This is a genomic window from Gluconobacter cerinus, assembly GCF_002723935.1.
Lineage (GTDB): Bacteria > Pseudomonadota > Alphaproteobacteria > Acetobacterales > Acetobacteraceae > Gluconobacter > Gluconobacter cerinus.
The window spans coordinates 534,675-555,983 of sequence record NZ_BEWM01000002.1 but is presented as its reverse complement, the minus strand read 5'-3'; the positions used below and the strand labels follow the sequence as shown (position 1 = coordinate 555,983).

15 protein-coding genes, 1 pseudogene and 1 riboswitch are annotated in these 21,309 nt (G+C 56.8%); of the genes and pseudogenes, 8 read left to right on the top strand and 8 right to left on the bottom strand.

Going from position 1 to position 21,309, the window contains the following annotated elements:
- Positions 1-19: 19 nt before the first annotated feature.
- Positions 20-2,809: a TonB-dependent receptor domain-containing protein gene (locus GCE01_RS06475; RefSeq protein WP_099211777.1), complete on the bottom strand. Its 2,790-nt coding sequence runs from the start codon at positions 2,807-2,809 to the stop codon at positions 20-22.
- Positions 2,810-2,998: 189 nt separating this feature from the next.
- Here GCE01_RS06475 and tyrS point away from each other — a divergent pair, with 189 nt between their 5' ends.
- Genes tyrS through GCE01_RS06455 form a run of 4 tightly spaced genes read left to right on the top strand, consistent with a single transcriptional unit; the run spans position 2,999 to position 6,612 of the window.
- On the top strand, positions 2,999-4,249 hold the full coding sequence (gene tyrS, locus GCE01_RS06470; protein ID WP_099211775.1) for a tyrosine--tRNA ligase: 1,251 nt from the start codon (positions 2,999-3,001) through the stop codon (positions 4,247-4,249).
- Between the two features lie 25 nt (positions 4,250-4,274).
- Positions 4,275-4,889 carry a hypothetical protein gene (locus tag GCE01_RS06465; RefSeq protein WP_099211773.1) on the top strand — a complete coding sequence of 205 codons (615 nt, stop codon included), beginning with the start codon at positions 4,275-4,277 and terminating at the stop codon, positions 4,887-4,889.
- Positions 4,886-6,010, top strand: coding sequence for a sensor histidine kinase (locus GCE01_RS06460; RefSeq protein WP_099211771.1), 1,125 nt, complete (start codon positions 4,886-4,888; stop codon positions 6,008-6,010). The genes GCE01_RS06465 and GCE01_RS06460 overlap by 4 nt, the downstream gene beginning before the upstream one ends.
- Positions 6,007-6,612, top strand: a complete 606-nt coding sequence (locus GCE01_RS06455) for a response regulator transcription factor (protein ID WP_046900746.1) — start codon at positions 6,007-6,009, stop codon at positions 6,610-6,612. The genes GCE01_RS06460 and GCE01_RS06455 overlap by 4 nt, the downstream gene beginning before the upstream one ends.
- Before the next feature lie 19 nt (positions 6,613-6,631).
- On the opposite strand, the gene GCE01_RS06450 is transcribed toward GCE01_RS06455, so the two are convergent.
- The 4 genes and pseudogenes from GCE01_RS06450 to rpe form a co-directional block, all read right to left on the bottom strand.
- A complete protein-coding gene (locus GCE01_RS06450) occupies positions 6,632-7,858 on the bottom strand; it encodes an SMP-30/gluconolactonase/LRE family protein (RefSeq protein ID WP_099211769.1) in 1,227 nt (408 codons plus the stop codon).
- Between the two features lie 105 nt (positions 7,859-7,963).
- Positions 7,964-9,082 (bottom strand): glycosyltransferase family 4 protein, encoded by a 1,119-nt coding sequence (locus GCE01_RS06445; protein WP_099211767.1) that lies wholly within the window; start codon positions 9,080-9,082, stop codon positions 7,964-7,966.
- 10 nt (positions 9,083-9,092) lie between these two features.
- A pseudogene (locus GCE01_RS17390) lies at positions 9,093-10,760 on the bottom strand (heparinase II/III family protein).
- A complete protein-coding gene (gene rpe / locus GCE01_RS06435; protein WP_046900742.1) occupies positions 10,760-11,434 on the bottom strand; it encodes a ribulose-phosphate 3-epimerase in 675 nt (224 codons plus the stop codon). Before rpe ends, GCE01_RS17390 begins: the two are co-directional and overlap by 1 nt.
- 161 nt (positions 11,435-11,595) lie before the next feature.
- On the opposite strand from rpe, the gene GCE01_RS06430 reads away from it, so the two are divergent.
- Positions 11,596-12,855: an AGE family epimerase/isomerase gene (locus GCE01_RS06430; protein WP_099211765.1), complete on the top strand. Its 1,260-nt coding sequence runs from the start codon at positions 11,596-11,598 to the stop codon at positions 12,853-12,855.
- Here the strand turns inward: GCE01_RS06430 and GCE01_RS06425 are convergent.
- The 3 genes from GCE01_RS06425 to GCE01_RS06415 all read right to left on the bottom strand — a co-directional run bounded on the left by GCE01_RS06425 (position 12,849) and on the right by GCE01_RS06415 (position 16,856).
- Positions 12,849-13,430 carry a YdcF family protein gene (locus GCE01_RS06425; protein ID WP_244591114.1) on the bottom strand — a complete coding sequence of 194 codons (582 nt, stop codon included), beginning with the start codon at positions 13,428-13,430 and terminating at the stop codon, positions 12,849-12,851. The two genes, GCE01_RS06430 and GCE01_RS06425, sit on opposite strands and share 7 nt — an antisense overlap.
- The gene (locus GCE01_RS06420; RefSeq protein WP_174694799.1) at positions 13,427-14,656 is read right to left on the bottom strand and encodes an MFS transporter; all 1,230 of its coding nucleotides are present in this window, start codon (positions 14,654-14,656) and stop codon (positions 13,427-13,429) included. Before GCE01_RS06420 ends, GCE01_RS06425 begins: the two co-directional genes overlap by 4 nt.
- Before the next feature lie 118 nt (positions 14,657-14,774).
- Positions 14,775-16,856 (bottom strand): S46 family peptidase, encoded by a 2,082-nt coding sequence (locus GCE01_RS06415; RefSeq protein WP_244591113.1) that lies wholly within the window; start codon positions 16,854-16,856, stop codon positions 14,775-14,777.
- A gap of 138 nt (positions 16,857-16,994) precedes the next feature.
- A riboswitch (TPP riboswitch) is annotated at positions 16,995-17,127 on the top strand.
- Between the two features lie 83 nt (positions 17,128-17,210).
- Between GCE01_RS06415 and GCE01_RS06410 the strand changes: the two genes are divergently transcribed.
- Genes GCE01_RS06410 through pnuC form a run of 3 tightly spaced genes read left to right on the top strand, consistent with a single transcriptional unit; the run spans position 17,211 to position 21,284 of the window.
- Positions 17,211-19,586 (top strand): TonB-dependent receptor, encoded by a 2,376-nt coding sequence (locus GCE01_RS06410; protein WP_099211761.1) that lies wholly within the window; start codon positions 17,211-17,213, stop codon positions 19,584-19,586.
- Between the two features lie 4 nt (positions 19,587-19,590).
- Complete coding sequence (locus GCE01_RS06405) at positions 19,591-20,733, top strand: phosphotransferase enzyme family protein (protein WP_099211759.1); 1,143 nt, start codon at positions 19,591-19,593, stop codon at positions 20,731-20,733.
- Positions 20,724-21,284: a nicotinamide riboside transporter PnuC gene (gene pnuC, locus GCE01_RS06400; RefSeq protein ID WP_099211757.1), complete on the top strand. Its 561-nt coding sequence runs from the start codon at positions 20,724-20,726 to the stop codon at positions 21,282-21,284. Before GCE01_RS06405 ends, pnuC begins: the two co-directional genes overlap by 10 nt.
- The last annotated feature ends 25 nt before the right edge of the window (positions 21,285-21,309 follow it).

The window sequence follows — 21,309 nt, the reverse complement described above, 5'->3', positions numbered from 1 at the left end:
CGCCTCTCTTTTATACTTGTCAGAAATCCACACCTGCCTGTGCAAACACATAACGGCCCGGAATAAAGCCCGAATACTGCGCCACAGCCGTATTGGAAGCCCCGTCCACCACGAAAGGCGGTTGCCTGTTGAACAGGTTGTTGATGCCCGTATTAAACGTCCATCGACCCGCTCGATATCCCACCGTCACATCCTGAAGAAAAACGCCCGGTGAGCGCGTACGCCCCGCCGTCTGCGGTGCCAGATCGTTCGTGCCGTCATTCCAGTGCATCCCGCCAATATACTGCACCATGTAGGTCAGGCTGAACGCGCCATGCTGCCAGCTGACCGTAGTGTAGCTCCGCTCACGCGGCATCCCGCTGCCAGACAGGTAGAGCAGTCGTCCTGTATAATTCCGCCAGGCCCCACCCGGCGTGTACTGCTGGAAATACCCGATCAACTGCTGATAGTTTTCGGACAGGGACAGACTGTCACGCCGCCCGAGACGCATCCGGTATGTCAGGTCGATATCCAGACCATTCGTCCGCAGGCCACCAAGGTTCTGCTGAACGGCAGAAATTGCCGTAAGCTGCCCGCTTGTGGACCGTGGCGAGACCAGCGAGCAAAGCTGTGGTTCCGTTCCCGTATAGCATCCGTCCAGAATATACTGCGTGCCCGGTGCGGAAATCATGTTCTGCAACGTATAGTGCCAGTATTCGACGGACAGCGAGAGATGCGGCACCCAGTGCGGCGTGACAACTGTTCCGATTGTATAGGTACGGCCCGTTTCTGGCTTTAGAGCCGCATTTCCGCCCGACAGCGTGGGCAACTGCCCCACGAACGCCGAACTAAACGTCTCGGGATTGATCCCTTCAGACATACACCTTGCCCGAACAGTTCCAGCCCGCGCTCCATAGGCTCCCGCCTGACTGCATGGGTCGGACGCAGACGGATAGCTCAGCGTGCGGCCCCCATAGAGACTGTAAATGCTTGGTTGCCGGTAGGACGTTCCCAACGTGGCGCGAAACGCGATGTCCTGAACAGGTGCCCAGTGCAGCCCGACCTTCCAGTTCTTCGTCGTTCCAAACGTATTATACGCCGAGACACGCCCCTGAAGATCCACGGTGAGATCCCGCGCCAGAAAAGCATGTTCGAGAAGCGGGATTTTCCCTTCAACATACCCTTCCGTCACATGAAAGCCGCCGCCCGTATAAGCCGTTGTCGCACCCGTAGAATCCCCCCGCTCCACAACGGGATCGGGCTTGTAGCTAAGCTGCTCGCTCCGGTGCTCCATTCCGAATGCCAAGCCGATCTGGCCGCCATGACGATATGGCAGGCTCACAACATGGTTGTTGTGAAAACGCAGATTGACGTCCCGCATCTGGTAATCCGCGTGGTCGCGCTGTGTAAACCGGACGTAATTTGCAGCCTGTTCCGAATAAGGCGCGAACGGGTTTTGCAGAACGCATCCTGACGCAGCCACACAGATATCCGGATTATATCGCACCGCACTCGACGAACTGGACGGATCAAGCTGCTCCGTGCCGGTCGTTTCCAGCAGGTGGCGATAGTTGACCATATTCTGCGTCTGTGCCGTCAACTGACTGACGCCATAGGTCATGGAGGCATCATACTGCCAGTCCCCGACAATGCGTCCTTTGGCACCACCAATGACCGTCCAGGTATCCACAGCAAAGTCATTTTGCCGGTATCCGACATCTTCCATCCGCTTCGTCACAGCGTAATCCTTACCCCATGGATTATCAGGACTATCCGCTGGAATGATCCAGGAAGACGGAAGACTGGAAGGCGGGATGCTCCCTTGCACAGGAGATGGGGAAAGCTGCCGGGACGCCGTAGTGTGACTGTAACGAACGTTGGAATACAGCGTGATGTGTGAGTTCAGATCGTAATGGGCATCACCAGACAAGGCAGCATTCTGATGATAGTTTTGGAGCATTGAGCCTTCAGCGAAGTTATACAGATCCGAAGACTGAAAGGCCCGAAAACTGCCATTGCCGTCAGGGACCATGCGCTTCCCCGTAACCGGATTAAACGCCACGCCTGATGGGATGATGGAGGAGCCAAAACCTGGCGCTCCAGAAGCCGGATTGTCGTTCTGCGGCAGCGCAGCCCATCGTCGATCCCGTGAAGAAATCGGTCCAGTCGTATCGTACTGACCAAACAGGGTGACGTTGCCGCGGCCATGATCGAAATTGAAGCCCTTGTAGCCAGAAATCAGCCCGGATCGACTGTCTCCATATTGTGTGATGCCGCCCTTGATCGTCAGGTTTCCTCCCGTCAGATCATGTTTCAGGCGGATATTGATGACGCCTGAGACAGCATCCGCTCCATAAAGCTCGGACCCCCCATCCTTCAGGATCTCGATCCGGTCGATCTGCTGCACGGGAATAGCGTTGAGATCCACACATTCCGAGCCAGCATTCATCGCCGTGCGCTTGCCATCAATCAGGATCAGAACACGCCCCTGCCCCAGATTGCGCAGGTCTGTGCAGGACACGCCCCCACCACCGTTCGTGCGGGTATTGGGTGTTCCTGATGAGCCGACAGAGGGCAGACGCGTCAGATAATCTCCAAGGGAGATGGCCGAGGTTTTCTGAATATCCTTCGCCGAAATGATTTGAACCGGATTGGCGGTCTTGTTCCCCGCCCCTCCAAGATAAGATCCCGTTACAACAATATCCTCGGACTTCGAGGACTTGAGGGTCTCTGTCCGGTCATCTGCAAAGACGACAGGGCTCCACATCATGCTGCCAATCAGAGCCGGATAAAAAGGACGAACAGCTTTCCGAAAAGGACGGACAGACATGGGGGATACACACTCAGACATTATGTTACGATATAACATATCTCTAGTGACCGAAGGTGCCGTCATTCAAGCGACAAACAATGACCATCCCGTTGCGTCCAGTGTCATGGGGCACATGGTCGTGCTTTGCGTGATGTTATGATAGACAGACCTTCCCCTTTTCCGACAGCGCAGCAGCAAGACCGATCCATGCCAAAGAGTCCGTTCCTTCTCGAAGCCCAGGCACGCGGCCTGATTTTCCAGTGCACCGACCTCGACGCCCTCGATGAAGCCATGTTGGCTGGATCAATTACTGCCTATGTAGGCTTCGACCCGACGGCAGACTCCCTGCATGTGGGCAATGCTATGTCCATCATGGCGCTGCGCCTGTTGCAGAAGCATGGTCATCGCCCAATTGCCCTGATGGGTGGCGGCACGGCAAAGATTGGTGATCCGTCCTTCCGTGACGAAGCCCGCTCGCTCATGACGAACGACACCATCGCGCACAACATTGCTGGCATTGAGCAGTCCCTGCGCCAGTTCATCACCTTCAGCGATGAAGACCCATCCAGCGGCGCCATCCTCGCGAATAATGCGGAATGGCTGGACAAGCTGTCCTACATCAACCTGCTACAGGACGTCGGCGTTCATTTCTCCATCAGCCGTATGCTGTCTTTCGAGAGTGTGAAGCAGCGTCTGGACCGTGAGCAGGGCCTGACGTTTTTGGAGTTCAACTACTCTATTCTTCAGTCCTACGACTTCCGTGAACTGAACCGTCGCCATGGAGCCGTGCTTCAGATGGGCGGTTCGGACCAGTGGGGCAACATTGTCGCCGGTATCGATTTAACACGTCGCACCGATGGCAAGCAGGTGTTTGGTCTCACCACGCCTCTCGTCACCACGTCGTCCGGCGTGAAAATGGGCAAGTCTGCACAGGGCGCCACATGGCTCCGTGCCGAGAAGCGCTCGGTCTTTGACTACTGGCAGTTCTGGCGCAACACGGAAGATGCCGATGTCGGCCGCTTCCTTAAGCTCTTCACGGATCTTCCCGTTGAAGAATGCGAACGTCTGGGCGCCCTTGAAGGGGCAGACATCAACGAAGCCAAGAAGATCCTTGCCACGGAAGCCACTGCGATCTGTCACGGACGCACGGCTGCAGAAGAGGCTGCCGAGACGGCCCGCAAGGTCTTCGAACAGGGCTCCACAACGGCCGCTCTCCCGGAAATCGATCTTCCCGCCAATATGCTGGCCGAAGGTCTTCCGGCGTTCCGCGTATTTCAGGAGGCTGGACTGGCCGCCAGTGGCGGTGAGGCCCGTAGGCTGATCCGTGGCGGTGGTGGCCGCGTCAATGACGTCGTCATTTCCGATGAAAACCAGACCTTCACCCTTGAGGATTTACGCGAGGGTACGCTGAAGGTCTCGTCCGGCAAGAAGAAACACATCCTTATCCGTCCGGTCTGAACCTGACAGATGTCATGACCTTGTCATGACGTCCTTCACTGTTTCGGGTCATGGCTTGTGTCATAATCTTTCCGAAACAGTGGAGTCTGCGGTCGTGACAAATCAGAAAAACTGGAAAGCTCTTTCCACCGATGCCGCCGGACTGCTGTTCGCCGTCGTCTGGGCAGCACGCGGTGCCATGGCAGCGCATGTTTCCACAATGGCCATGGCCATCCCGATTGCTGTCATCACGCTAGTCCTGCTTGCCGGGTTTGCCAGACGCGACCTGATCCAGTGTCGCCCCGAGCGCATTTGGGACGCGGCCCTGCTGCGCCGTGTAAAGATCATGCGCATCATTGCCATTACTGTAATGATTACCTCCGTCCGCAGCACGCATCATCCGGAACTGCTTTACCCGCTGCTCGGATGCATTATTGGCCTTTCGTACATCCCTATGGGCCGCGCGATGCACGAACCCATTCACGTCATCATGGGTTTTGTGATTGTCAGCGTGTCAGCTCTTTCTTTCCTGCTTCCAGAACCGCTACATCTTGAAGTTGCAGGCTTTGGAACTGCTCTGGCCATCTGGGTCGGTGCCGTTATCCGTCTGCGCAATTCCGGAACCCTGTCCTTTCTGCCGAAGAACGCTTTGCCCTCATGACAGAAATAGAGACCTTCATCCCGCTTCCTGGAAACAAGGAAGACAACTGGCCGAGCTTCAACCGGTATCGGGTCTCTTATCTCGTTTATCTTCTGATCTACCCTATTCCCTGGTTGATCCATGGAGCACCCACCCTTCCGGCAGCCCTGTTTTCTGCGGGCGCAACAGGCGTTTTCCTGCTGCTATATTTCGCGCCTTACCGCAATGACCGGTATTATGGGCTGCCAGAGATTATCTTCACGGCCCTTATCGGATTTGCGACCGCATGGACGCAGGGCGACTGGCTGGTCTTCAATATTTATGCCACCGCCATGTGCGCCTGTTTCAGGCAGATGCGGCAAGCTGTCCTGACAATTGTATGTTTGCAGATCGCCCTGTTCGCGTTTGTCTGGCTTCAGGACAAATCCATGCTGCACGCGAGCATCGGGGCCTTCTTTAGCATCATCACCTATATCGGGACGTGGATGCAGTGGAAGCTCGGCCTGCAAAACCTGCAACTCCGCAAGGCACAACACGAAATCCGTACGCTGGCCGCTACAGCAGAGCGCGAGCGTATCGCGCGGGATGTACATGATCTTCTGGGCCATTCCCTGACTGTCATTTCAGTCAAAGCCGAGTTGGCCAACCGCCTGTTCGAGACTCACCCCGACCGTGCACAGCGTGAACTTCAGGACATCACACAGATTGCCCGAACGTCTTTGAAAGAAGTCCGCGAGGCTGTCACCGGCATGAATGGTGCGTCCCTTCAGCATGAGCTGGAGCGTGCCCGCAAGGCGCTTGAAGCAGCATCCATCAGTCTGACCATCCATCACGCTGAGCGTCTCGAAGATCACCCACAAAGCAGCGTTCTCGCAATGGCATTGCGAGAGGCCGTCACGAATGTGATCCGTCATTCCGGTGCGCGACATTGCACCATCAGTTTTGACTGTGATGCTGGGGGGCAACCCTGTGCCATTCGCATTGAAGATGATGGCGCCGAGCAGTCAGGCCGGTCTCCGGCCCCTCCGCAGGAAGGAAACGGCCTTCGTGGCATGAGAACACGTCTTGCCGCTGCGGGAGGCTCTTTAATGCTAAGCCATACCTCAAGCGGCCTCCGGCTCACAGCGAGTATTACCCCATGATCCGCCTTATTCTGGCCGAAGACCAAGCCATGCTTCTGGATGCTTTTGAAGCGCTTCTGGGCCTTGAAGAAGACATTCAGATCGTGGGGCGCGCACCAGATGGACAACGGGCGCTCCAGCTCGCGGCCGACCTGCGCCCGGATGTCATCATCACGGACATCGAAATGCCGAACATGACAGGCATTGAACTGGCAGAAAAAATCCGGGAACAGGGCCTTCCAAGCCGTGTCATGATCGTGACAACCTTTGGCCGTGCCGGATATCTGCGCCGTGCTCTTCAGGCCGGCGTGCGGGGATACATGCTCAAGGATGCCCCGATTACGCAACTCGCCGATGCTATTCGGAAAGTCGCTGCTGGTGGCCGGGCCATTGCATCAGATCTGGCAGAGTCTGTCTGGGATGCCCTGCCCGACCCGTTGTCAGACCGTGAAAGGTCCATGCTCCGTCTGGCTGAAGCCGGGCGAACGAACAAGGAGATTGCCGAAGAGCTCTCCCTGTCCGCGGGGACAGTCCGGAACTACTTCTCGGAAATTGTTCAGAAACTCGATGCCCGTAACCGGATTGAAGCCGGGCGCGTCGCCCGGCAGAACGGCTGGCTCTAACTCCAGCCGCAACGACGGTTCAGGACGGCGCAAATCCCTGCACGCCAACCTGCAGCACAAACAGCGACCCGGCTGCGCACATGAACAGATAGTCGCGTTTTGGGCCACCGAATGTCAGGTTCGAACACCCCTGCGGTAAGCGAAGCCGACCAATGAGCTTGCCCGCCGGATTAAAAACAAACACCCCGCATAAGCCGAGTGGACCCGACGCGCCACACCACAAGTTCCCGAATACATCCACACGAATGCCATCCGGGTTCATCTGCGCACCATTCAGCTTCATGTCCGCAAAAATACGCCCGTTGGTAAGGCTGCTGCCATTCACGTCATAGACGTGGATGACCTGATCGCCACCCGCTTTCTGCCCCGGCCCTTTAGGCGTCGAAACGACGTAAAGCTTTTTGTAGTCGGGAGAAAAACACAAGCCATTCGGATCAAGTAGATCCTTTTCCTGCAAAACGGCCTGAAGCGTTCCATCCGGGGCGATGCGAAAGACATGGTCACTCTGTCGTTTGGTCCCGCCAATTTCGCCCGTTAGTTCACGGCCAATATTCCAGCGAATTTTTCCATCCAGATTGGTCGGCCCACCGGGTTCATCTGCATGACCTTCCGTAATGTTCGTGCCGTAACCGGGGTCCGTGAACCACAAGCTTCCATCGGGGTGAGGCACAACATCGTTGGGGGAATTTAACCCCTTCCCTTCGAACTTATCCGCGAGAACCTTAACGCTTCCGTCGTGCTCCCACCGGACGACGCGCCGGAAAAAGTCTTCACAGACAACAAGCCGACCATCGAAATCAAAACAGTTCCCATTGGCTGCATAGCCATCGGGGCGGAAATCCGTGATTTCTCCGGTTTCCCAAATATAGCGTAGCGCACGGGAGCGAATAACATCACTGAGAACCAGAAAGCGCCCTTCACTGCTCCATGCAGGGCCTTCCAGCCAACCGCCCTGATCCCACACGCGACGAATGGGGGCCGCGAAATACGTCAAATCACGGAACGAGGGATCAATCGCAATCACGTCAGGATCGGGCAGATAACTGGGGCCTGCTTTCTCGCCCCACGCTCTAGGTGGCTGGCTGACAACACTCGGCGGTTCTACTGCCCCCTGCGGCTGAGCCGCTTTGGCTTTGGCAGCCCCAAGACAGACCAGCCCCGCCGCCCCCGAAAGAACCGTGCGGCGCGCCAGAAGAACACCTGACCGGCTATTCCCGTCAGTCTGAACACTCGTTTCGTCAGACATCGTCCCTCTCCAAATAGAACGTGCCTATTCTCGTTGTTTTCCTGAAAGGCGAAAATCAAAATTTCGGAATAACCAGAAAATACCAGAGAATTTCGAGAAAAACGTCTATCGTGCTTCAGCCTCGATCAGACGCACCACGAGGTCCATGATCCTTTTTTCGCTATAGGACGCAACTGCGCGCTGACGCCCGCGCTCTCCCATAGCGCGCGCCAGAGGCAGATCCTGTGTCACTGTTCTCAGCGCCCGTGCCAATGGCGCAGAGAGCCCAGGAGGCACCAGAAATCCGGTCTGTCCATCCACGACCTGTTCTCGTGGACCGCGAACATCAGTCGCCACCACAGGCAATTCCGTCAGCATCGCTTCAATGACGGACATAGGAAGCCCTTCAAAGTGGCTTGGAAGCGCAAACACGTCTGCGGCGGCAAGAAGATCCGGCACATCTTCCCGATAACCCAGCATCCGCAACCTCGGGCCTAAAAGCTGTCTGGCCCTGTCAAACGCGGGCCCAAGAGCATCGCCATGATCAGATGGCAGCCGCTCCCCCACAACCCAGAGTTCAGCTCCTGGCACATCTTCCATGGCTCGGAGAAGCTCCGGATGGCCTTTGTGGCGCACCAGTCGCGACACCACGATGACCACGGGGCGATCTTCCGGAACACCCAACTCCCTGCGGATACGGGCCCGTACCAAGGGATTGGCATGATAGCACCGGGGGTCACGGCCATTGCCAATAGCAACGGGATGCGCATTCAGGTGCAGGCGTCGTGCGTCCCGTGCCTCTTCAACCGAGACGGTCATGTACAGATCAGTGATTCGACCTGCAGCCCATTCCAGAACAACAGAGAGTATCCGGCGTGCCAAAGATCCAGGTTGATTGAACAGGAAGCCATGACAGGTGTAGGCAATGATCCTGACACCACAAAGACGTGCAGCAAACCTCGCCAGAATGCCACTGATGGGCATATGTCCATGCACGACGTCAGGCTTCTCCTGGCGAATAAGCCGGATCAGCGCGACAAACGCGCGAAGCTGTGCAACCGGTGACAATGACCGCGCCATCGGCACGGCATGAACGACAAACCCGTCTGCCCGTACTGGAGCCAGATGGGGGCCTTCCGCACAGGCCCCCTGAACCTCATGCCCGGCGGCACGAAGCGCCTTCATTAAGGGAAACAGGAACTGGCGCAGAGAGAAATCAACGTTTGTGATTTCAAGGATTTTCACAACAGCACCTTTATTCCGGGATACGTTCCAGAAGCCAGGTTACCGTCTGGGAGACAACCTGAAGTGGTTTTGAGGGTGCCGCAGGTTTGGCACTTTCCTGCGATTCTCCACCATTCTCGGCTGCCTCTTCCGCCGCAGGAACAACGCGCCTGAGAGAAGCGATAACGATCTGCTTGGTCTTTTCACGCCGACCGCGCGCCAGATAGACGTCATCTTCGAGCAGCAACATGCCGCCTTTCTGACGGAAGCGCCAGATCATGCCGCCCATTTGAAGAATGATATCTTCGTCGTCCCGTGTGACATGCACGTCCGGGTGAATATGGAACCGCAGGGCAAACGGCGTCTCGCGCTCACCTTCAAGAACTTCCTGCCCACGCAAGTCTTCTCCGTCCGCCCCAAGGTAAAGACGTCGCGTCCACTTCATTCCAAGCGGCGGATGATACCCGTCATGAGACAGATCCAGCCAATGGGCTTCCCCACTGCTTTGATGCTCTCATGTGACATGCGCCGGACGCCGCGTGACATGTCCGTCAGGCCCGAAGTCTGAGGACGACAGACCATCCGCGACCAGAACCGTATGCGCTGCACTGGCCCTCAGCGCCTGCGCCCACGCCCCCACCTGCGCACTGCCGCAATTGACGAAAAGACGATGCCGCTGGTTTGAAAACTCGAAAGACAAGGTTCCAGCATGCGCTGCCTGATCATAACTGGTCGGTGGAGGCGCACCGCTATCCACAATCAACAGGGACTTCCCGAGAGCCAGCCGGGTAAATTTCCCCTGATGCATGGCGGGCGCAATCAGCTTCTGCCTGGATCCCTGCGCCAAAACATCTTCCACCATCGCGCTGTAGCGCTCGTTGGAACCATTAAAAACGGCCAGGCCACCATCACCATGACGCATGGCACGCAACACCGGACAGACTCTGTCCAGGGCCACGTCAATAAAGGGCGGCACGCTCGAATGCGCTGTGCGGAACATGACGGACATTTCTGCCAGTTCGCGCGCCGTCTGATATTGTGCCTCCGGAGACCGCTCAGCAACCGTCCCATCAGAAAGAATCAGACGTTCAATTTCCGCGGGAAGGTAACGCAGGAAGCGCGTCATGAACCCGCTGTGATCCGGCATAGCCAGAGCAGCTGCCAGCAGGCCACGCAAGGCTGTCAGCCCACGCCAGCCTTGCGGTTCAAGTGGCAAAAGAGCGGCAATGGTCCGCCCCTCTACCAACATCCGATCCATGATTTTTTGCTGAAGTTTACGGTCCGCCGAAGCCAGGCAGAACTCGTGGTTTGCCAGCCAGGATGAGAGGCGCGCACCTGTTACGCAGGCATCCTTGACCAGCGGATCCGTTGGAGGATGCGCTACCCAGTCCGCGACAAGCGCGCGGGCCGTCATGCGGGCATCGTCACTGCCTAATGCGCGCAGATCCCGCAGCCATGCAAAACTTTGCAGCCACTGTTTTGCAGGTTCCGGCCAAGGGCCGCGTTCCCACTTTCCGCGTGGCAGATCGTAGTCCTGCCGCTCAAACCGAAAGCGACCCGCGACAAGGCGGGCGCCCTGCTCGGCGTCCCCCTTCCACGGGTCACGATAAATATAAACCGGTCCCTCTGAAGTTCCGCCACCAACGGGCAGTCGTGCGAGTGAAAGTCGTGCGTCCTGAATCCAGCGACGAATGGGCATCAGGCGCTGTCTTCCTTGAACGGGCCTTCAAGTGCATGAATGGCTGAATCACGGTCCGGCTTACCAAAGACGGCAGACCCTGCCACCAACATCCGCGCTCCGGCAGCCACCACTTTTGGGGCTGTGACCGGGTCAATGCCGCCATCAACCGCCAGCACGATATCACGGCCACTGTCTTCAATCATGCGCGACAGGGTTCGGATTTTTGGCAGCTGGCTTTCCAGAAAGCTCTGGCCGCCAAACCCGGGATTCACTGTCATGACCAGAATGATGTCTACCAGATCAAGCACCTCTGACAGTGCTTCTGGCGGCGTCCCCGGACAGATCGCAATTCCCGGGCGGCAACCAAGCGCACGGATGGTCTGAAGCGTCCGGTGAATATGGGGGGCGTTTTCCACGTGCACCGTAATGTGATCCGCGCCAGCCTTGGCTGTTGCTTCCAGATACGGATCCACTGGATCGATCATCAGGTGCACGTCGAACTTCGCATCGGTATGCTTTCGCAAGGCCGAGATCACCCCAGGACCGAACGAGATGTTCGGCACGAAATGACCGTCCATTACATCCAGATGTAACCAGGGCGCGCGAGAGATGGATGCAATCTCATCTCCAAGACGGGCGAAGTCGGCAGCCAGCAGGCTGGGGGCGACAATGATCGGGGATCGTTCTGTCATGTTGTTATGTATCGGCAAAGCAACCTCCAGACGCAAGACAGTTCCGCACATCCCCGCGCGTTCGTGAGCGAGTACCGCCGACGAGGCCCTCAGGAACTCAACCGCTGCTGATGCGTCCTCATCAGACTGTCTGACTACTACCACCGTAGTATGGAGTTTTTATGACCGATCGCCTCTCCCCCATTCTGCTTAGTAGAGACGCCTGGATCCGCCGACCATCTCACCGGGCTTGGCTCGAAATGCAGGGCCGTCGGTTGCTGGATTTCAGCAAGGAAGGTTGTATCGACGGGGGTTTTGCAGGGCTGGATATGGAGGGCCATCTTCCTGAAGGCGCCAAGGCAGAAGCAACCCTGACTGCGCGGTGCGTGCACGCTTATGCGACTGCGGAACTCCAGGGTATTCCAGGAAGCGCGCCGCTCGTCGCACATGGCGTAAATGCGCTCATGACATCCTTTCGGGACCAGCAGCACGGAGGCTGGAACCACTTCGCGGATCAGCCTCATGAGCGCAAGCAGGCCTACCTGCATGCGTTCGTCGCGCTGGCCGCGTCCTCTGCTGTTCTGATCGGGGTGGAAGGTGCCAACGCACTTCTCAAGGATGCCATCCATCAGATCGAGACGCATTTCTGGTCTGAAGACGAAGGCGTCATGCGCGAGAGCTTCGCAGATGACTGGTCTGACGAAGAGAACTACCGCGGGGCCAACAGTAACATGCATTCCACAGAAGCCTTCATGGCTCTTGCGGATGTTACAGGTGATGTGAAGTGGTTGCGCCGCGCGCTGCGGATCGTCACCCGGTTTGTGCATGAACTGGCCCCACAACAGGGCTTCGCAATGCCCGAGCACTTCAACCGAAATTGGGATCTGCTGCAGAATTATCATGAAGACAAACCTACGGACGATCTACGCCCCTACGGCATGACACCGGGTCATTTTGTCGAATGGTCTCACCTGACAGTGAAACTGGAGGCAGCTCTACTCCGCAGAGGCGAAACAGCACCGGGCTGGATGCTTCATGACGCACAGGCGCTCTTCGAGACCGGCATGAAGTCAGGCTGGAACGTCGATGGTCTTCCTGGAATGGTTTACACAATCGACTGGGATCACAAACCCCATGTGCCTTCGCGCGTCCACTGGGCTCATGCAGAAGCTCTGACGGCGGCAATCAACCTGTATAAGCGCACGGGAAATCCACATTACGAGCACTGGTATCGTACGATCTGGGATTATATCGACACCACCCTGATTGATCGGGATTTTGGCAGCTGGTTCAACGAAGTTAGCCCAGAAGGTGAGCCAACAGAACATATCTACAAAGGTAAGGGCGACCTTTACCATGCCTACCAGTCCACTCTGGCACCGATGATGCCCTTGGCTCCGTCACTCGCAACAGCGATTGAACAGATTGGCGTGCCTTACTGAGCAGGGGTCGGTTTCGTCACCCAGTATACCGGGAGCGCCACGGCCTCCCGGAACAAATAATAGAGTTCAGGCAGCCGAAAGACTTTCGGATAAGCGCCTGACACGTCTTTCACGCCAGCATGCCGCAATGCCCATTCTGCCCGCATGATGTGAAACCACTGCGAAACGACGACAGCCCCTTCCGGCGCTTCCTGCGCAACATGCACAGCCGTCAGCCAGGTATTGTTTCCCTGTGAATCAACGATGATCGCTTCTGCCGGAACACCGTGATTTTCCAGCCAGTGCGCCATGATTTCAGCTTCATCCTGATGATTGGCAGTTTCCACAGCTCCACTCACCATCAATTCCCGAACGCGCTTTTCTTTCCAGAGTAACAATCCGGTTTCCAGACGGTCCTGCAACGCTGGCTTCGGCACGCCCGCATCCGTGACGGCTGTGCCGAAAATGACGCCCATTTCTGCGGGGCTGGCAGAAGCACGCATACCCGTTACGGCAACGCATGCACACCAACTCGCACACACAATACCGCCAGCCAACGCCGCTGCCGCAATCCGCTTTCCCCAGCGAACGGTCACGAGTGCTTCTCGCCCTGCTGCTCCCGCATGCGCAGGATGTATAATAACGCCACCACTGCCGCCAAAAATCCCGACAGCGCTCCGACACCCAGGGACCACCGTGGCCCAAAATAATTGGCAACCCATCCCACAACAGGGGCACCAAATGGGGATGACCCTGCAAAAACAGCAAACCGGATGGCCAGCACGCGCCCTCGCATGGATGGGTCGCTCGAAAGCTGCATGAAGCTGTTACTGGTGGCTGTAAATGTCAGAGATGATACGCCGGTAATAAGCAACGTGCAGGCAAAAAGCCAGTATGTCGGAGCCAATGCTCCCAACAGGCAACCCACACCAAAAATCAATGAACCATTCAGCAGAACGTCAAAATCTGCCTTTTTACGACCTGCTGCCAAAAAGCCCCCCAGAATGGTGCCCACGGCCATGGCGGAATTCAGAATTCCATAACCATGCGCGCCGACGTGAAACACGCCAACTGCCATGGTCGCAATAAAGATCGGGAAATTGAGACCAAACGCTCCGATAATGAACAACATAATCAGAATCGTCCGAAGGTCTTCGCGCGCCCAGACATAGCGCAGTCCGCTGGTCAGGGCATTGCGCTCGGTTTCTCTCGCTTTGGCATGCCGAAACAGGTCTTCACGACGAATAAAGAGCAAAGAGCCCATGACGCCGAAAAACGAAAGGCCGTTCAAAACAAACGACCAGCCTGAACCAATTTCCGCAATACAGAACCCTGCCACCGCAGGCCCGATCATCCGTCCAGCATTATAGGACATGGAATTGATGGCCACGGCATTTGGAAGATCGGTCTCTCCCACCAACTCACCCACAAATGTCTGACGAACAGGACTGTCAAACGCGGCGACACAGCCACTCAGGAAAGCAAACAGATCCACCTGCCAGAGACGGACCGATCCCGTAACGACGAGAAGGCCCAGTGCAACAGCCAGCACACCCAAGGCACCTTGGGTAAAAAGCAGAAATCGATGCTTCTCGACCCGGTCCGCAATCAGTCCGGTCCAGAGCATAAGCAAAAGAGGCGGGGCAAGCTGGAGGGCCATCACGATCCCAATGGCCATGGCATCGTGATGGGTCAATTCAGTCAGAACAAGCCAGTCCTGCGTCGTGAACTGCATCCATGTTCCGATGTTGGAGAACAGTGCTCCCCAGACCCAGACACGATAATTGCGCCGCCCCAGAGAGCGGAAAGTGTCACCCAGCATCAGGGGACACTCCAGGCTGAAAACAACAGGAAGACGGACAGACTGGCATCCACCCACTGTCAGGAATCTTACATTGGATGTCGAGGGTTATTCCGCAGGAATGACCCTCACATCATGATTACAGGTGTCCCTGTTCTAGTTCCTGAGCAAGGGCATCGGCATGATAGACGGTCTTGAGTGCAGCCATGATGGCGCTCGTATCCGTCGAAACCGCTCTATTGCGCTCGCCATCGTAATAAAGATCGCCAGCCAGACTATCGAGATTACCGTCGAAAATCAGGCCCACCACATTGCCCTGCCGGTTAATGACCGGCGAGCCTGAATTTCCACCCACAATATCATTCGTCGAAACAAAATCGAGATTCGTGGAAAGTGTCAGATGAGGCTTCGCATCCAGCCAGACCTGCGGGAGACGGAACGGATCGCTCCCGGTCGCATGTTTGTACATCCCGGCAAAATTTGTGAAGGGCGCAATCGTCGTGGCACCCTCCTGCCAACCTTTGACGGTGCCGTAAGACAGTCTTGGTGAGAATGTAGCATCCGGATAAAGCGTATCTGCCTTTCCTTCTGCCTGGGCGCGCGCAAACTGGGCACGGGCAATCGCACCCTGAGCTTCATGCATTGGTGCTTCGATCTGATCACGGCTTCGATTGCGGATCACATCCAGAACCGGCTGCAACTGACGTGCCAGAACAATCATCGGGTCCGTAGAAGCCTGAATGGCCTTTGCACCACCCTTATACAACGCAAGGCGCTGCGCAGGATCAGCAAGCTTCGTTCCCTGCATCAGTTCTGCCGCGCGTTCATTCGGGCTTTTTGTGCCCAGAACCAGATGCACGGCAGCATCGTCCTCACCCAGCATCTGACGCATCGTGGTCATGCCCAGAGCCAGCGTCATGGTTTCCAGATCGACATGCACCGGCACTTTGGCAGAAATTTCAGCTTCAAGTTCAGCCAGTTCGGCATCGTGGTAGCCCGCACGACGCTCGGCATCCGGCTTCTGTCGCTCCTGCGCGGCTGATACCAGCATGACAGCATCACCCAGCAGGCCATGAACTGTACGGGCAATGGCAAAGTCATGGCCATAAGACTGGCGCTGTATGGCCAGTGCAGCCTCCACTTTTTTGAACGGCTCGCCATAGATCTTGCGGCGCTCGGCATCCGCATCAATCCAGGCCTGAAGAGCGCGATCTTCCGCTTCACGCTTTTCCATCACGCCGGGCTCCCGCAGGGCCTTCACGGTGCCCGACAGAGATTTCAGGCCGTTCTGAACGCCGAACAGCGTATTTTGCGCTTCAATCAGATGTTCCTTGCTTTCACGCGAATACTGCCAGAGCGCCCCTTCGCTGGTAGAATACACCCCAATAATGGTTGGCAGGATAACGTCCCGCTGAAACGTCAATGCACTGGCCGGAAGAGACCGCTGCGTCCGCCCCGGATTACCAGACGTGAACACCAGCTCTCCTGCTTTTGGCCCTTTCGGATCAAACTTGAAGAAAGGTGTGTGGACCGGCTTACCGTCCTCAAACACCCGCAACATCGACAGGTCGATATCATAACGTGGGAAGGTAAAATTGTCCGGATCGCCGCCAAAGAATGCGATATCCTGATCCGGCGCCATCACAAGACGCACATCCTGATATCGACGATAGCGATAGAGCGCAGTTTGACCACCGTGATAGAGCGTCACAACATCACACCGCCAGTGTGTTGCGTCTCCGCCCGCACATTCCTTCGTCAGAACGCTATTGGCAGCCTGAAGCGCCTTTGCATAATCCGCACCGTGCTTGCCTGAGGTCATATCAGCGACACGGCCTGTCACATCTTTCACCTGATCCAGACGATCCAGCTCCATACCCGGACATTGCGGCTCTTTGGAAACATCTGCTGCCGAAAAACCATCATGAAAATAATCGTGCGTCTTGTCCGACAGGTCGGTCAGGCAGGTATTGGCACAATGATGATTTGTCATCACCAACCCATCACCAGAGACAAAAGACGCCGAGCATCCCTCTGCCAGACGTGCTGAAGACTGAATGACGTGGTTGATCCATTCAGCCGAAGGCTCGAAGCCATATTGCTGCTTCAACTGACGGGCTGGCAGATGGTCGAACGTCCACATTCCTTCCTCCGCCTGAGCTGAACCGAGGGCTGTGCCTGCAATGAGCAGAGTAGGTAACAGGCGCTTCACAACACGCATGACAGATCCTAGAAATGTTATCTTATAACAATACTCTATCCTGCTCTGCATCGCTGCTCCATCCCTGCCGACGAAATTTTGATCGCCCCACGCCTTACGGAATTTATTGACATTCTCTCGCAGCCCATGAAGGAGTGCTTCTTCACCTTGGGGTGCCCTGACAAAGGGCTGAGAGACTGCTGAGGGTATGCGCTTTAGAGCCATACCAGCGCAGTGACCCATAGAACCTGATCCAGTTCATGCTGGCGGAGGGATGGTGGCTACTGACAGATCCAAAGACTGGATTTTCGGTGTCTCTCGTCGTCCCCGCTGCGCATGTGGGGATCGCAGTATTGCAGGCGGGACAGCACCATCATGACCACCGTATTTCCGCGCAAATCCCGCCAGGTTCCTGTCTTCCTGCTCGGCCTGACCGTTTGTGCCGGTACAGTGCGCGCGGCGGACACCACAGCTCTTACCCCGCCTGCGTCCATCGCCCCGAAGCCCGAGCACATCACCGTTCACCGCGTTTCTGACAGCGCACCCGGGCACCAGCCCGGCGGTGGACTGATCCGACCGGAGAACAGTGTGCGCTCTATCAGCACAGTCAGCCGCGATTACATGGACAAGCAGCCCCCGATGGCGACGGCCTATCAGCTTGCCTCCATGCTGCCCGGTGCGAATGTCGCCACCTCCGACCCGTTCGGCTTTTCGCCCAACACCAACCTGACCGTGCGCGGCCTGAACAATGACGCCATCGGTTATGTGCTGGAAGGCACGCCGCTGAACGATGTCGCCTATTATTCCGGCTATCCGAGCCAGTTCGCTGACAGTGAGAACTACAGTCAGGTCGCACTTGCCCAGGGTTCGGCCGATCTGGACAGTCCCGTCTTGAACGCTGCCGGTGGGCTGATGAGCCTGTCCTTTCTCGACCCGGCACAAAAGGCCGGGGGTTTCGCCAGCGTCTCCTACGGCTCCTTCGACACCAACCGTGAATTCATTCGCCTTGAAACGGGCAATATCGGAAATTCCGGCATTCGTGGCTTTGTGTCTTACTCCCACAGCGCCAGCGACAACTGGCGCGGACCGGGGCGGGACAAACGCCAGCATGTCGATTTCAAGTTTTTGAAGGAGTGGGGTCAAGGCAACCGCGCCAGTCTCATTGGCTCCTTCAATACAACCATCACCAGCTATTATCCGCAGGTTACGATGGAAAGCTGGAAAGCCGATGGCATTCATGGCGCGAACAACCTTGCTGGCCATTATGACGCCTCCAACGCAGACAATGCCGTCAATTACTGGCGTCTGTGGCGCGCGCCAGAACGCACCTTCTATGCAGGAGCGCCCGTCCACCTGCATCTGACGCATAAGCTTTCCCTCGACGTCACACCCTACGCACAGTTCGCCTATGGCAACGTTCCGGGTGGCTCCACACTAACGGAAACCGGTCTCTATAACGGCACTCAGCCCCTGAGTGACACGCTCACGCTGCCCAATGCACAGGATGGAACCGCTGTCGTGCGTGCCAACTACACGCAACGCAGTTATCGCTCCGGATTCAATTCAACCCTGCATTACAACACTGGCTGGAACGATTTCGTCCTCGGTTACTGGTACGATTACGGAGACGACAACGAGCAACAGCCCTTCACAACCGTTTCTGCCACCGGCGCCTCAGGCGATATCTGGGCGGAAAACAGCAGTAGCCTGATCCATCTTGCGAACGGGCAGAAACTGCTGGGCGGCAGCTTCCACACCATTTCCCAGACCAACGCGCTGTATGTGGGCGATCATATCTCGCTCCTGCATGATCGCCTGACCATCGAGGCGGGTTTCAAGGCCGTCATGATGAGCCGCGCTGGCACGAACAATGTTCCCGGCCCTCAGTATCGCGTAGCGTCCAACAGCATGGAGCCTCTGCCGCGTCTTGGCGTCCGCTGGCGCATTGATGAGCAGAACCAGATTTTCTTCAACGCCACGACCAATTTCCGCGCGCCAGACCAGACGGCGCTTTACAACACCTACGACCCAACCTCGGGCGCACTCGCGACAACCGGCAGTGCGGATGTCCGCAACGAATATTCCATTTCCGAAGAACTGGGATATCGCCGCACGGGACAATGGATCATCGGCAGCCTGACGCTGTTCAACTACAATTTCACCAACCGCCAAATCTCAACGCTGGCCTCCCAGAACGGCTCCATCATTCAGACGACCATGAATGCCGGAGGCCAGACCTCCCGCGGTGTAGATGTGGAAATCGGCCTCCGCCCCTGGCACCACTTCAGCCCTTACGTCTCGGGCGAGTATCTACACGCCACCATTGATAATAACATTGCTTCAGGTGGCGATCTTCTGCCGACCAAAGGCAAAATCGCCGTTCGAAGCCCGACACTTCAGGCCGCGGCTGGCATCAGCTACGATGACGGGCACATCTTCGGCGTGGCCACCCTGCATTACACGGGGCACCAATACGCAACGTTCATGAATGATGAGCGGATGTCAGACCGAACGACCGGCGATATTTCCGTCGGCTATCGCTTCGGTGATCTGTCCCGCTTGCACAAGCCAACCCTGCGCCTGAACTTCATCAACATCACCAATGAGCGCTCCCTCTCCGGCGTCGCCAGCCCGACCCTGAACGCAAAGGACACGACTGGCATTTACGGCAGCACGATCAGCGGAAGCGCCCCGAGTTATTATATCGGCGGCGGTTTCGCAGCCCTGTTCACAGCGTCCACAGGCTTCTGAAGCCGTGACTGCTCCCGGACAGTTCGGCGTCAATGGTGTGCAGGCTGAACGGCACTGGCCGCCGCTAACGCTCGCCGAGGCGAAACGTGTTCTGGCGTTTTTTTCCATTACCGCTGTTCCGGAAACTGTTCTGTGGCATGGACAACGCCCGTTCTCCGCGACAGCCCTGATGCGCCTTACCGACGGCACGATGCTTTTTCTGAAGCGCCATGATCCACGCCTTCGCGATCAGAACGCCCTGACGGAAGAACACGCTTTCATGGCGCATCTTAGCCGCCATGACTTACCCGTCACGGCGGCGCTTACAACGCGGGAACAACACTGCGCTCTGACAGATCATGGTTGGGTTTATGAGGTTTTCCCTCCCTTACCCGGCTTGGATCTTTATCGAGATGTTCAGTCCTGGGAGCCGTTTCTCTGTTCAGAACATGCGCATACCGCTGGCGGCACACTCGCCCGTCTTCATCTTGCAGCGACAGATTACGCCGACCCCGCCCGGCCTGATCGGCTTTTGCTGTCCAACTTCAACGCTATTACCAACCCCGATCTTGAGATTGGCCTCCGTGATTGGGCTGCGTCTCAACCGGGCCTCAACACAGCACTGAATGCAGAGGCGTGGCAGCAGATCTTACGTGTCCTGGAACCTTTCCACGCAAAACTGCGACCACTCCTGACAGAGATTATCCCCTGTTGGGGACACGGAGACTGGCATCCGTCTAACCAGTTCTGGACGTCCGCCACTCCAGACGCCGAAATCTGCGGGATCTTTGATTTTGGTATGTCTGATTTCACCTGCGCTGCGTACGATCTCGCAGTGGCGATCGAGCGCACTGCCATCTCTTGGCTGTCCTCGCACTTTGCTGTCTCGTGGAGCCAGCTGAACGCCCTGTTAGCGGGCTATCACAGGGTCCGTCCCCTCACTCCGCAAGAACGCGAACTGGTCGTTGTGTTCCTGCCGCTTGTTCATGTCGAATTCGCATTGTCTGAGGTCGCGTATTACAACACGCTTGTTCAGGATGAGGCGTCAGCCCGTGTCGCCTACGCAGACTATCTTTTAGGCCATGCACACTGGTTTGCAGGCCGTGACGGTCAACACCTTCTGAACTGGCTCCGCGAAACTCTGGATGCCATTGCCGCATGTCCCTGACGGAACTCATCGCGGCCCTTCTGAGTGCCATCGGCGTGTGGCTGACGGCACGCCGCACTATGGCTTGCTGGCCACTCTCTCTTCTTGCCGCTCTCTTATACGGGTGGGTGTTTTTTAAAGCCCATCTTTACGCCGACGCCTGCCTTCAGGCCGTATTCTGTGGCTGCCTGCTCTATGGGTGGTGGCGCTGGATGAAAGACGGTGCGCAAGGCGATGAGACCCTGCATATTCGGCCACTTTCGGAACGCGGGTTATTCTTTGGCCTTCTGATCGGCGCACTTGGGGGCGGACTGTGGGCTTTCTTTCTGGCGCGCTTTACAGACGATCCTACTCCCGTGGCTGATGCCCTGCTCAGCAGTTACAGTCTGGTTGCACAGATCTGGGCCGCGCGGCGGCATACGATCAGCTGGGCCTGCTGGATCGTGATCGACACAGCTTACGTTGCCATGTTCGTCAGTCGCGACCTTTACCCGACAGCTGCCCTTTACGCGATATTCGTCCTTCTGGCGGTTCATGGACTGCGCAAATGGCAAAAAGCCTCCCAAGCGTAATGGGAAAACAAAATGCGTTTTCCCA